Raw genomic sequence first — 11,797 nt, forward strand, 5'->3', positions numbered from 1 at the left:
GGCTGCTATTTCGCCTGTTGCCGATTGGGCGACAGGCTTAATCTTCATTCACCAACTGCAGCGCAGGACGCGCTCAGGGTCATGGATGACCGACCATGTGCAAGGATGCAGCGACAGGATGTCGTAATGGTCTTGAAAAAAACCCGCTTCGGCGGGTTTTTTTTCGCCTGTGGAAAAGCTAGAGGTGACGGATCTCCTCCGGCACATGCCCCCAGTTGTCATGGCGACCGTCGGCGTAATGCACCGGGGCCGCAAGCAGCTCCTGCAGGTCGATGTCATCCAGGGTCATCACCTGCACCGCGACATAGTCGCCGCCGATCTCCTGCACATGCCCGCGCCCGAAGGTGCGCACGCCACAATGCTTGCAGAACAGATGATGGGTATTGCCACGGTTGAACCGATAGTCGCTCAGCGCCTGTTCGCCGCTGAGCAGACGAAAGGCCTTGGGGGCGATGATCGCGTTCCAGTTGCGGGTCTTGCTGCAGATCGAGCAATTGCACTTGTGGGTGCCCAGGCTCAAGTCGATCTCGACTTCATAGCGCACGGCACCGCAATGACAACTGCCGGTGTAAGTCTTGTGCATGGCAAGGCTCCTGAGGGAAGGCTGGGCCAGAGTGTAGAGGCTGCCTGAACACGCGCGGGAAAACTTTTCAATTAAGGCCAGTAGCCAGTATTGAACATACCCTGCTTAGATGAAAAAAGTTCAGATAAGAGCATGTAAGTTCGTCCGCTGGGTAGCGCGAAGGACCTACCAGAGTTGGTAGGTTTACAAGTATCCGATTGCAGATAGAGTTTCAGCCAAGAAGACGGGTTCTGTCTCACTACAAATACATTCTGTCAAAACGGGCAGACAGTGTTTGGAATGCGCGGTGGGCGATTTCCGCTTTCAGTTCATCACCAGGCCGCTGTTCCGGGTGCTGCTGTTTTGTCGTTCATTATGTTTTGTTTTTAAGTTCGACCTGCCACGAATACAGCGCGCGCCTTGTTTGTCGTGCCCAACTTATAAAACTGCCTTTCATGCCGAGGTTCATTTCAAGTGATCTCTGGCGTGCCTGTGTGGTTGAAAAGCAAAAGGTCCCCGCACTTATGAAACATGTACTTGTGGTTCGTTATTCGCAAAGCGGTCAGTTGAGCGAAGTGGTCGAAAGCCTGATCTCGCCCCTGCGTTCGACGCAGGAGGTCAAGGTGCATGAAGTCGTGCTCAAGCCCCGGGTCGCCTATCCGTTTCCCTGGCCGGTGGGCAGGTTTTTCGACGTGTTTCCCGAGACCGTGCAGCTCAGCCCGCCGGCCATCGAACCGGTGCATACCGATCATCCATGGCCTTTCGACCTGGTGATCCTGGCGTATCAGGTCTGGTACCTGTCGCCGTCGCCGCTGATCACCGCGTTTCTCCAGAGCGCGGAAGGCAAGCGCCTGCTGGCCGGGCGCCCGGTGGTCACGGTGATCGCCTGCCGCAACATGTGGCTGATGGCCCAGGAGGTGGTCAAGCGCCTGCTGGACGAGGCCGGCGCGCGGCTGCGCGACAACGTCGTGCTGACCGACCGGGCCAATACCTTCGCCACCCTGATTACCACGCCGCGCTGGATGTTCACCGGCAGCCGCGAGTCATTCCTCGGCCTGCCCAAGGCCGGGATCAGCGCCGAGGATGTCCAGGGCGCCGCACGTTTCGGGCGGGCATTGAAGGCCGCCCTGTATGCCAATAAAGAGAAAGCCAAAGGGCCGATGCTGGCCGGGCTGGGGGCGGCGCCCGTCAACCCCGGGCTGATACTCAGCGAGCGTGCGGCCTATAAAGGCTTCAAGTTCTGGTCGGGAATAATTTGCCGTTTCGGCAAGTATGGGCAATGGCTACGGCGACTCTTGCTGGGCGTGTTCATCGTTTATCTATTGCTGGTCATCTTGACTGTCCTGCCTATTTCACTGGTGTTACGCCGTTTGCTTCATCCCTTTATCCGGACGCGACTGGACGAGTTGCAGCGTTATTACGAACAACCGTCCGGCTCGCAACTAAATCTTGAAACTGAAGAGTGAAATCATCATGAGTGAATCGTTTGTCTATATTACGAAAACATCCACTTATATGCCGGGAGAGGCAGTGGATAACGATACGATGGAAAGCATTCTCGGGTATGTGGGCGGGCGACCTTCACGGTCTCGACAAGTAGTGCTGCGCAATAACGGTATCAAGCAGCGCTATTATGTGCTGGACCCGCAGACCGGTATTCCCCGTTTCACTAACGCGCAAATAACCGCCGAGGCGATCAAGGGCCTGGTGGGCGACGGTTTTGCCCTGGACTCCATGGAATGCCTGTCCACCGGCACCACCATGCCGGACCAGCTGATGCCCAACCATGGCGTGATGGTGCATGGCGAGTTGGGCAACAAGCCTTGCGAAGTGGTGTCCACCGCCGGCATCTGCCTGGCGGGCCTGACCGCATTGAAATACGCCTACCTGTCGGTGCTGTCGGGGGCCAGCCGCAATGCCGTGGCCACCGCCTCGGAGGTGCCTTCGCCGGTGCTGCATGCGCGCAATTTCGATGCGGAAAACGAGGCACTGGTGGCGCAGATGGCGGCCCGCCCGGAAATCGCCTTCGATAAAGACTTCCTGCGCTGGATGCTGTCCGACGGCGCCGGGGCCTTTCTGCTCGAGAACCAGCCACGGGCCGGCGGCCTGTCGCTGCGCATCGACTGGATCGACATCTTCTCCTACGCCAACGAATTGCCGACCTGCATGTACGCCGGCGCGGAAAAGGCCGAGGACGACAGCCTGGTCGGCTGGAAGCTGCTGACCCCGGAGGAGTGGGCCTCACGCTCGATTTTCGCGATCAAGCAGGACGTGCGGCTGCTGAACGAGAACGTGGTGAAGTACACCCTCGGCAAGCCACTCAAGGAGGTGATGATCAAGCGCAACCTGTCGCCCGAGGCCATCGACTGGTTCCTGCCGCACATGTCGTCGGAATACTTCCGCCAGCCGATTGCCGAGTGCCTGGAAAACACCGAACTGGCGATTCCCCAGGAGCGCTGGTTCACCAACCTGTCCGAGCGTGGCAACACCGGCTCGGCGTCGATCTACATCATGATCCACGAGCTGCTGGAGTCCGGGCGCCTGCACAAGGGGCAGCGCCTGCTGTGTTTCGTCCCGGAAAGCGGGCGCTTCTCCGGTGGCTTCATGCACCTGACGGTGGTCTGACGCGCCTCGCCATGGCGCAACAACCCGGTGGCCGGCGCGGGCCGGCCACTGTTTCGTGGTACGCATCCAACTGCAAGGGAATGACTATGGAAACCCTCGAGCAACGTGTGAAAAGAGTGGTGGCGAGCGAACTGGCCGTCGACCTGGCGCAGATCGGCAACCAGGACTCGTTTGTCGGGAACCTGGGAGCGGACTCGCTGGCCCGGGTGGAACTGGTGACGGCCCTGGAGACCGAGTTCGAACTCACCATCCCGGACGACCAAGCCGATAACCTGCAGACCGTGCAGCAGGTGATCGACTACCTCCGACAGGCCAGTGAGCAAGCAGCCCCGGCCTGACGTCGGTCAAGCGAAGATGCGGCCAGGGCTCAGCTGGCCGATAAGGTTGCCCTGGCCCGCATCTTTCTTCCCCCCGGCGTGCGCAGGTCTCAGGCCTGCTGCCATTGCGCCACGACCCTGTCGACTATCTCGCCGCGTTGTTTGATGGAGTTCGCCGCGAGCCGCCGGGCTTCTTCCACCACCGCTTTGGGCGCTGTCCGTGGGCTACCGGCGGCGAAAGGCGGAGCCGGGGCGTACTCCAATTGCAACTGCACCCGCTGCGCCGTTGCCTCGCCGAACAGCTCGCCGGCCAGGGTCAGGGCAAAATCGATCCCGGCGGTAATCCCGCCACCGCTCAACAGGTTGCCGTCGCGCACCACGCGTTCCTGCACCGCGATCGCCCCCAGCGCCTCCAGCAAATGGTGGTAGGCCCAATGGGTGGTGGCGCGCTTGCCACGCAACAGCCCGGCCGCGCCGAGCACCAGGGAACCGGTGCATACCGAGGTGACGTAACGTGCCTGCGCCGCCTGCTGGCGGATGAAATCGAGGGTCTGCGGGTCTTCCATCAACGGCCCGACACCGGCGCCACCGGGGATGCAGATCACGTCCAGCGGCGGGCAGTCGGCGAAGCCGGTGGTCGCCTGCAACACCAAACCAGTGCTGGCGGTGACCGGCCCGCGCGCCTTCCAGACCAGATGCACCTGCACGTCCGGCAGCGACGCGAGCACATCGTAGGGGCCGGCCAGGTCGAGTTGCTGGACGTTGGGGAACAACAGGAAACCGATCTGCAGCGTCATGGGGTATCTCCCTGGAAAAGTTCGAAGGTGCCCACCCTTATGTGGCTGGACGGTTCGACTCTAGCGCCCTAGGCTTTGGCGAATACGCCAACCTGCCCACGATTTACGCCAACCATGTCCCAGACCGCCAGAACCGTTCATGTACTGACTTTCGCCAACGCCCAGGTGCTCGACGTCACGGGCCCGCTGCAGGTGTTTGCTTCGGCCAACGACCTGGCGCGGCATAAAGGCTTGCCGCTGCCCTACGCGGTGAACGTGATCGCCGCGGGCGACGGGCCGGTGACCACCTCGGCCGGGCTGGCGCTGCTGGCCGAGCCCTTGCCGGCGCTGGGCACGCCTTGCGACACCCTGATCATCGCCGGCGGCTGGGGCGTGTACGCCGCGGCCGAAGACCCGGCGCTGGTGGCCTGGGTCCGTCAGCAGGCGGCGCTGGCGCGGCGGGTGGCGTCGGTGTGCACCGGGGCTTTTTTGCTGGCCGCCAGCGGCTGGCTCGACGGGCGCCGGGTGGTCACCCACTGGACCCGCTGCGAGCAACTGGCGCGGCAATACCCGCGCTTGCGGGTGGAAGCCAATCCGATCTTCATCAACGAGGGGCCGGTCTGGACCTCGGCCGGCGTCACCGCCGGCATCGACCTGGCCCTGGCGCTGGTCGAGGCGGACCTGGGGCACGCCATGGCGCTGGACGTGGCCCGGCAACTGGTGGTGTTCCTCAAGCGCCCGGGCGGCCAGTCGCAGTTCAGCGCGACCCTGGCCCTGCAAAAACAGGGCAGCCGCTTCGACGACCTGCACGCCTGGATCGCCGAAAACCTCGGTCGCGACCTGAACCTTCCGACCCTGGCTGAGCAGGCCGGCATGAGCGAGCGCAGCTTTGTCCGCCACTACCGCGCCGACACCGGCCAGACCCCGGCCCGGGCCATCGAACAGATCCGCGTGGAAAGCGCCCGGCGCCTGCTCGGCGACAGCGGCGTACCGATCAAGCGCATCGCCGTGCAGTGCGGTTTCGGCAGCGAAGAAACCCTGCGCCGCAGCTTCCTGCGGCTGGTGGGCGTGACGCCGCAGGCGTATCGGGAGCGCTTTTCGCCGGAGGGGGAGTCAGGCTTCCAGTAGTTCCAGCAGCGCCTGCAAGGTCGCCTGCGGCGCTTCCTGCGGCACGTTGTGGCCGATTCCGGGCAAGATCCGGCGTTGGTAAGGGCCGGTGAACAGGCCGATGTCTTCATCCTCTTCGCTGGCCGGGCCGACCCCGTCGGCGCCGCCACACAACGAGATGGTCGGTACGCGGATCGGCGGTTGCTGCGCCAGGGCCTGCTCGATGTGTTCCAGGCTCGGGTCGCCCGGGGCGTACATGAAGCGATGCCGGTAGGAGTGGATCACCACCTCGACGAAGTCCGGGTTGTCGAACGACGGCGCGCTCAGGTCGTAGAGTTCGCGGCCGCGATCCCAGGTCGGCGACCACAGTTGCCACAGCAGTGCGCACAGTTCGCGGCGGTTGGCGGTCAGGCCGTCGACCCCGCGTTGGGTGTGGAAATAATACTGATACCAGAGCCGGTGCTCGGTCTCGGGCGGCCGCGGTTGGGTCGAGCGGGCAATGTCCTGGATGTTGTAGCCGTCGGCGCTCACCAGGCAGCGCACCCGCTCCGGCCACAGGGCCGCGACGATGCAGGCGGCGCGACCGCCCCAGTCGAAACCGGCGAGGGCGGCCTGGGGGATCTCCAGGGCATCCATCAGATCCAGCAGGTCCTGGGCCAGCGCCGCCTGCTGCCCGGAACGCAGGATGTCCGGGCCGGCGAAGCGGGTCGGCCCGTAACCGCGCAGGTACGGCACTATCACCCGGTAGCCACGCGCCGCCAGCTCGGGGGCGATCTCGTCGTAGCCGCGCGGGTCGTAGGGAAAGCCATGCAGCAGAATCACCGGCGCGCCGTCGGCGGGGCCGTGGTGTTCGTAGGCGATGTGCAGGCGAGGTGTCTGGAGGTACTGGACAGAGGGCGAGCTGTTCATGACGGATCCGGCGACAGGGAAAGCAGCAACCTTAGCTCAATCCGTGTGTCTGGCCAGTGTCGTGTGGAGACTCCGTGCGTGGGTTTTGCCCTGACGGCATAAAGCGCTGACGAAGGCGTCACACCTCAGTCAGGGGCTACAGGAAAGTGAGCTCGGCGCTGGTCGTGAGGTGCTTGAAATGGTGCTGCCACAACCGCACTCCCAACTGCCCGCTGCGGTCCAGTGACGAGCCCAGGGTCAGGTCGGTGATCAGGGTCGGTTGCAGGCCGGCGTCGAACAGGGCGAAGCCGGCGGCGAGCACGCAGGTGTCGGTCTGGATGCCGCAGACCAGCACGCGTTCGGGGCCCAGGCTGCGCAGGTAGGCAATGGTCTCTGGCGTGGGGGCGTAGCCGTGCTTGATGAAGACGCGGTCGGCGGCGACCAGGCTGTGGTCATCGGCGGCGGGTTGCCAGCCGAGCTGGCGGACGAAGGGCGTGCGGCTTTCATCATGGCGTTCGACGGTGGCCACCGAGGGCAACTGGCCGAGCAGGGCGTTGATGCCGTCCACCAGCCAGTCCGGCGGGTTGAACGTGGGTTGCACATCGATGATCAGCAGCACCTGGCGCATGGGAATCCTTGAGAGGGCCGGGGCGGCCTATTCTGCCCGCAAACCGCCGTTGCCGCGAACCGCTCGCGCGGGTAAAACACGCCACCTCTGTAGCCGCTGCCGAGCCCGCGAGGCTGCGATCGGCCCGGAGGGCCGCTAAGCCTGACACCTCGTAGGATCTGGGGAAACGCGGTGCCTACCTGGCGAGTCCTTCGGCCTCGATCGCAGCCTCGCTGCGCTCGGCAGCGGCTACAGCGGCCGCGCATTGCGGCAGGCACCCTGGTCGTCTTTCGTAGGAGCGCAGCTTGCGCGCGATGAAGGATGACGCGGTACATCCGGCATTCCGCGTTGCCTCTGTCGCGGGCAAGCCTCGCTCCTACGAGAGCGAGGAGGCCGGTCACGGCTGCCAGAAGATCTTCCGAGCCAGGGCTCAGCGCACCCGCAAGCCCTGCAACAGTGCCTGCAGGCCGACCAGCGCTTGCTGCAAGCGTTGCCCCGGATGCTCGTCGCGGGCGATCCACAGCGAGGCGTCGAGCAGGCTGCCGTTGATCAGGCGCGCCAGGGCTTCGCTGGGGGCGTTGACCACCAGGCCGGCCTGCATCAGCTCATCCAGCAGCGTGCTCAAGGACGCCACGCACTGTTCTTCGCTGGCCTCGGTCAGGTCCCCGAGTACCGCGCGCGCGTCCTGCAGGACGATGCGCTGGATCTCCGCTTCCTGGGCCATTTCCAGGTAGGTGCGGCAGCGCTGGACGAAGGCGTCCCAGAGGTCGTCGGTGTCGCGCGAGATCGCCTCCAGGCGCTGGTCCATCTCGGCATCGAGCTGTTCCACCACCGCTGCCAGCAGGCCTTTCTTGTCGCCGAAATGGTGGTACAAGGCACCTCGGGTCAGGCCCGCCTCGGCCGTCAGGTCGTCCATCGAGGTGTTGGCATAACCCAGGCTGCCAAAGGCCTGGCGGGCACTGGCGATGAGTTTGCTGCGGGTTTCTTCGATCATCTCGGCGCGTTGACGCGGGCTCATGGCGGACACTCACACAGCTGACAGGTGGATTGACATACGCCGCGTATGTTCTCATGCTTTCTCACGTACGCGCCGTATGTATTTTTGTCTTGCGGTGCATTTCTGGCAAGCCTCAGACAAGGTGTGATGACGATGGCAAACCCTTACCGCGAACTGTTCAAGGCCCCCGGCAGTCGCGCTTTCGTGGTGGCGGGGATGATTGCGCGGATGCCGATGTCGATGACCGGCATCGGCCTGATCACCATGCTGGCCCAGCTCAAGGGCGGTTACGCGCTGGCCGGTGCGGTGGCGGCGACCTTCGCCCTGGCCACGGCCTTCTGCGCGCCCCAGGTGTCGCGCCTGGTCGACCGTTTTGGCCAGGGCCGGGTGCTGCCGATCGCCGCCGGCCTGGGCGGCGGGGCGCTGTTGGCGTTGCTGCTGTGCACCCGGTTGCAGGCGCCGCACTGGACGCTGTTCCTGTTCGCCGCCCTGGCCGGCTGCATGCCGAGCATACCGGCGATGATCCGCGCCCGCTGGACCGAGCTGTACCGCGGCCAGCCACAGTTGCAGACCGCCTATGCCCTGGAATCGGTGCTCGATGAGGTGTGCTTTATCGTCGGCCCGCCGTTGTCGGTGGGGCTGTGCGTGGCGGCCTTCCCCGAGGCCGGGCCGCTGGCGGCGCTGTTGCTGCTGGCGATCGGCGTCACCGCGCTGGTGGCGCAACGGGCGACCGAGCCACCGGTGCATCCCCATGAGGCCGGGCACGACGCGTCGATCATCCGGTCGCTGGAGTTGCAGTTGCTGGTGTTGCTGATGATCGCCATGGGCATGATCGTCGGCGTGGTGGACGTGGTCAGCGTGGCGTTCGCCCAGCAGCAGGGGCAACCCGCGGCGGCGAGCATCGTGCTGTCGGTGTACGCCATCGGCTCCTGCCTGGCGGGTATCGCCTTCGGCGCGCTGAAACTGAATATCCCGCTGCCGCGACTGTTCATGTACGGCGGCATCGCCACCGCCGTGACCACCCTGCCATTGCTGCTGGCGAGCAATATCCTCGGCCTGTCCCTGGCGGTGTTCGTCTCTGGCCTGTTCTTCGCCCCGACCCTGATCGTCGCCATGGCCCTGGTCGAGAACATCGTGCCACCGGCCAAGCTCACCGAGGGCCTGACCTGGCTGGTCACCGGGGTGAGCATCGGCGTGGCCATCGGCGCCGCCAGTTCCGGCTGGCTGGTGGATGCCTTTGGCGCGCGCAGCGGCTTCTGGGTGGCGCAGGCGGCGGCAGTGGTGGTGCTGGGGGCGGCGGTGCAGAGCTGCCGCCGACTGACCCGCGGCCAGCCGGCGGTTGCCTGAGCCTTACCCGCCGCGCCCGGAGTTGACCCAGAAATTCACCGACAGCGAGGTGGACACAGAATGCTCTGCACGTCCACGGCGGTCTCTCTTGTCGGTTGGTTTGATCTGCGACTGGAACGAAGGCTGTGCCGGGAAATTTATGGGGGCGGATGATCCAATGCCGATCGGTCAGCGAAGGGGATCTACTGTAGGAGCGAAGCTTGCTCGCGATGGTCGTTAACGATACCGATGTATTGGCTGGATAAACGTGGCGCTCTCAGGTTCATCGCGAGCAATCGAGCGTCGACCGGCTGCTCCTGCAGATCAGCGTCAGGCCGGTGGCGGCTACTAATTTGCCGCTCAGGTGGCACGTCCAGTCTTTACCATCATTTTTTTCAAGGGGAACACCGTGACCCAGCTGACGCTGCTATGCCTGCCGTATTCCGGAGCCAGCGCCATGGTCTACAGCCGCTGGCGGCGCAAGCTGCCGCAATGGTTGCACCTTGCGCCGGTGGAGCTGCCCGGGCGTGGCGCCCGTTATGCCGAGCCGCTGCACACCGACATGCGCGAGCTGGCGCGGCAACTGGCGGTGGAAATCCGCGCCAATCTGCGCATGCCCTATGCCTTGTTCGGCCATAGCCTGGGGGCGCTGCTGGCCTGCGAGCTGGCCCACGCCCTGCGGGCCCTGGGTTGTCCGGAGCCGGTGGCGCTGTTCGCTTCGGGGACTGCGGCGCCGACCCTGCGCACCGACTACGACCGGGGTTTTGCCGACCCCAAGACCGACGAACAACTGATCGAGCAGCTGCGTACCCTCAACGGCACCAGTGAAGAGGTGCTGGCCAACCAGGAATTGATGAGCCTGACCCTGCCGATCCTGCGCGCCGACTTTCTCCTGTGTGGCCGTTTTCGCCCGCTGCAGCGCCCGTTGCTGAACTGCCCGGTGCATGTCCTGGGGGGCAAGGCCGACCGGGCCACCACCGAACAGCTGATTGGCTGGAGCAAGGAGACCCAGGGCAGCTTCTCGGTGGACATGCTGGCGGGCGGGCACTTCTTCATTCACGAGCACGAAACCAAGGTCCTGAGCCTGATCAAGGGCCACCTTGAGGTGCATCGTCGGCGTCACCTGCAATCCGAAGCAGCGACCGCCCTGTAGCCGCTGCCGCAGGCTGCGAATAGCCGGCACGGCCGCGGCGCTCGGTGGCCCATCGCAAGATCGTCAAGCAAGGCCCTGCGGGCCTTATCGCAGCCTCGCGGGCTCGGCAGCGGCTACAGGAATGGGTGTAGCCGCTGCCGCAGGCTGCGATCGGTTGGCACGGCCGCGGCGTTCTCGGTGGCTCCATCGCAAGATCGTCAAGCAAGGCCCTGCGGACCTTATCGCAGCCTCGCGGGCTCGGCAGCGGCTACAGGAATGGGTGTAGCCGCTGCCGCAGGCTGCGATCGGCCGGCACGGCCGCGGCGTTCTCAAGGCCCAGGCAGATCTATCAGCCCAACGACGTGCCCAGGCGCCAGTAACCCATCAGGGTCAGGTTGCGGCGTTCCTGGCCACGCTCGTTGATCAGGTGGCGGCGAATGCTCATCACCGTGGCGGACTCGCCGGCCACCCAGGCATAGAAGCTGTTGTCGGCCGGCGTGGCGGTCTCCCAGGGCCGTTGTTCCTCGTCGCCCTCGTGCAGCTTGATCGGCCGCTGTGCCGTGTTGGGCGGCGGCAGCTCGGCCAGCTCCCGGGCGGCATGGATCAGGGTTTCGCCATGCTGGGCGCCCAACAGGTCCCGCGGCAGCCAGTTGAGCCGGGTCTGGGGGTTGCAGCGCAGGTCGATGCAGTCGCTTTCGTGGGGCACTTCGATAAACGCCTGCACGTCCGGGTAATCCGGATAGGCCTGCAGCTCCTCGAGAATCCCGGCAATGGCCGGCAGGGCGGTTTCATCGCCCATCAGCAGCACTTTGCGGATCCCCGCCGGCGGCATCCATTCATAACCGCCGGGGTCGCCGCTGTAGGCCTTGTTCGGCACCACCATCTGCAGGCGGTCGCCGGGCCGGGCGTGGGTGGCCCAGCTGGACGCGGGGCCGTTGATTCCGTGCAGCACGAAGTCCACATCCAGTTCCGCCGGTTGCAGGCGCAGGGCGCGGATGGTGTAGGTGCGCATCGGTGGCTGCTGCTCGGCCGGCAGCTTGCGCCGGGCGGCGTGCCAGTCGCCTTCCACCGGCAGTTGCGGAACGCTGCCGTCGGCCCCGGGGAACAACAGCTTGATGCGCTGGTCCGGGGCCAGGGCGCGGGCCTGGGCGATCTCCTCGCCGGCGAACACCAGGCGCACCAGGGACGGGCTGAGGACGATGCGTTGCTTGAGCTCGACGTTGATCACCCGGTAGCCCTTGGGTCTGGGCCGGTCGATGCCCGTCAGTTTGCGCAAGCCTTGGGTGAGGATGTCGGTCAGCGATTGGGCGGAGGACATGGGCGGATACCTGTGCAAGGGGGGATAAGCAAGGAACGAAAGGCGGCGGGTCCGATTTAGCGTCGGCGCCGCTGGTCGGCGGCTCCTGGGCGGCGCCGGGGGAGGGTGGCTGGCATGGCGCGCGGGGTTAATTTTCCCGGGC

Annotated in this window: 12 protein-coding genes; 6 read left to right on the plus strand and 6 right to left on the minus strand. The window is 65.0% G+C overall.

Features of this window, described 5'->3' with window-relative positions; all coding sequences use genetic code 11:
* Nucleotides 1–178: 178 nt before the first annotated feature.
* A complete protein-coding gene (locus tag DK261_RS01870; RefSeq protein WP_009050010.1) occupies nt 179–583 on the minus strand; it encodes a GFA family protein in 405 nt (134 codons plus the stop codon).
* A gap of 503 nt (nt 584–1,086) precedes the next feature.
* Here DK261_RS01870 and darA point away from each other — a divergent pair.
* The 3 genes from darA to darC all read left to right on the plus strand — a co-directional run bounded on the left by darA (nt 1,087) and on the right by darC (nt 3,525).
* Nucleotides 1,087–2,028 (plus strand): 2-hexyl, 5-propylresorcinol biosynthesis aromatase DarA, encoded by a 942-nt coding sequence (gene darA / locus DK261_RS01875; RefSeq protein WP_009050009.1) that lies wholly within the window; start codon nt 1,087–1,089, stop codon nt 2,026–2,028.
* 7 nt (nt 2,029–2,035) lie between these two features.
* Complete coding sequence (gene darB / locus DK261_RS01880; protein ID WP_038577434.1) at nt 2,036–3,187, plus strand: beta-ketoacyl synthase DarB; 1,152 nt, start codon at nt 2,036–2,038, stop codon at nt 3,185–3,187.
* An 86-nt stretch (nt 3,188–3,273) separates the two neighbouring features.
* Nucleotides 3,274–3,525, plus strand: a complete 252-nt coding sequence (gene darC, locus DK261_RS01885) for a 2-hexyl-5-propylresorcinol biosynthesis acyl carrier protein DarC (RefSeq protein ID WP_371923053.1) — start codon at nt 3,274–3,276, stop codon at nt 3,523–3,525.
* 89 nt (nt 3,526–3,614) lie between these two features.
* Here darC and inhA read toward each other — a convergent pair whose 3' ends face one another.
* Entirely contained in the window at nt 3,615–4,301 is a 687-nt protein-coding gene (gene inhA / locus DK261_RS01890) for an isonitrile hydratase (RefSeq protein WP_110175214.1), read from the minus strand.
* 114 nt (nt 4,302–4,415) lie between these two features.
* Between inhA and DK261_RS01895 the strand changes: the two genes are divergently transcribed.
* A complete protein-coding gene (locus DK261_RS01895; RefSeq protein ID WP_110175215.1) occupies nt 4,416–5,408 on the plus strand; it encodes a GlxA family transcriptional regulator in 993 nt (330 codons plus the stop codon).
* Here the strand turns inward: DK261_RS01895 and DK261_RS01900 are convergent.
* The 3 genes from DK261_RS01900 to DK261_RS01910 form a co-directional block, all read right to left on the minus strand.
* On the minus strand, nt 5,394–6,296 hold the full coding sequence (locus DK261_RS01900) for an alpha/beta fold hydrolase (RefSeq protein ID WP_016702409.1): 903 nt from the start codon (nt 6,294–6,296) through the stop codon (nt 5,394–5,396). The two genes, DK261_RS01895 and DK261_RS01900, sit on opposite strands and share 15 nt — an antisense overlap.
* Nucleotides 6,297–6,432: 136 nt before the next feature.
* The gene (locus DK261_RS01905; protein WP_101282961.1) at nt 6,433–6,903 is read right to left on the minus strand and encodes an isochorismatase family protein; all 471 of its coding nucleotides are present in this window, start codon (nt 6,901–6,903) and stop codon (nt 6,433–6,435) included.
* Nucleotides 6,904–7,312: 409 nt separating this feature from the next.
* Nucleotides 7,313–7,900 (minus strand): TetR/AcrR family transcriptional regulator, encoded by a 588-nt coding sequence (locus DK261_RS01910; RefSeq protein WP_101282959.1) that lies wholly within the window; start codon nt 7,898–7,900, stop codon nt 7,313–7,315.
* 132 nt (nt 7,901–8,032) lie between these two features.
* Here DK261_RS01910 and DK261_RS01915 point away from each other — a divergent pair, with 132 nt between their 5' ends.
* Nucleotides 8,033–9,226: an MFS transporter gene (locus DK261_RS01915; protein ID WP_009050001.1), complete on the plus strand. Its 1,194-nt coding sequence runs from the start codon at nt 8,033–8,035 to the stop codon at nt 9,224–9,226.
* A gap of 388 nt (nt 9,227–9,614) precedes the next feature.
* Nucleotides 9,615–10,358 (plus strand): thioesterase II family protein, encoded by a 744-nt coding sequence (locus tag DK261_RS01920; protein ID WP_110175249.1) that lies wholly within the window; start codon nt 9,615–9,617, stop codon nt 10,356–10,358.
* A gap of 328 nt (nt 10,359–10,686) precedes the next feature.
* Here the strand turns inward: DK261_RS01920 and DK261_RS01925 are convergent, their stop codons facing one another.
* Nucleotides 10,687–11,655, minus strand: coding sequence for a siderophore-interacting protein (locus tag DK261_RS01925; protein ID WP_009049999.1), 969 nt, complete (start codon nt 11,653–11,655; stop codon nt 10,687–10,689).
* Nucleotides 11,656–11,797 lie beyond the last annotated feature (142 nt).

The organism is Pseudomonas sp. RW409 (assembly GCF_003184125.1).
GTDB classification, from domain to species: Bacteria; Pseudomonadota; Gammaproteobacteria; order Pseudomonadales; family Pseudomonadaceae; genus Aquipseudomonas; species Aquipseudomonas chlororaphis_I.

Coding starts and splice junctions, on each gene's coding strand:
- DK261_RS01870 (WP_009050010.1), bottom strand. CDS start 583: ATGCACAAGACTTACACCGGCAGTTGTCATTGCGGTGCCGTGCGCTAT.
- darA (WP_009050009.1), top strand. CDS start 1,087: ATGAAACATGTACTTGTGGTTCGTTATTCGCAAAGCGGTCAGTTGAGC.
- darB (WP_038577434.1), top strand. CDS start 2,036: ATGAGTGAATCGTTTGTCTATATTACGAAAACATCCACTTATATGCCG.
- darC (WP_371923053.1), top strand. CDS start 3,274: ATGGAAACCCTCGAGCAACGTGTGAAAAGAGTGGTGGCGAGCGAACTG.
- inhA (WP_110175214.1), bottom strand. CDS start 4,301: ATGACGCTGCAGATCGGTTTCCTGTTGTTCCCCAACGTCCAGCAACTC.
- DK261_RS01895 (WP_110175215.1), top strand. CDS start 4,416: ATGTCCCAGACCGCCAGAACCGTTCATGTACTGACTTTCGCCAACGCC.
- DK261_RS01900 (WP_016702409.1), bottom strand. CDS start 6,296: ATGAACAGCTCGCCCTCTGTCCAGTACCTCCAGACACCTCGCCTGCAC.
- DK261_RS01905 (WP_101282961.1), bottom strand. CDS start 6,903: ATGCGCCAGGTGCTGCTGATCATCGATGTGCAACCCACGTTCAACCCG.
- DK261_RS01910 (WP_101282959.1), bottom strand. CDS start 7,900: ATGAGCCCGCGTCAACGCGCCGAGATGATCGAAGAAACCCGCAGCAAA.
- DK261_RS01915 (WP_009050001.1), top strand. CDS start 8,033: ATGGCAAACCCTTACCGCGAACTGTTCAAGGCCCCCGGCAGTCGCGCT.
- DK261_RS01925 (WP_009049999.1), bottom strand. CDS start 11,655: ATGTCCTCCGCCCAATCGCTGACCGACATCCTCACCCAAGGCTTGCGC.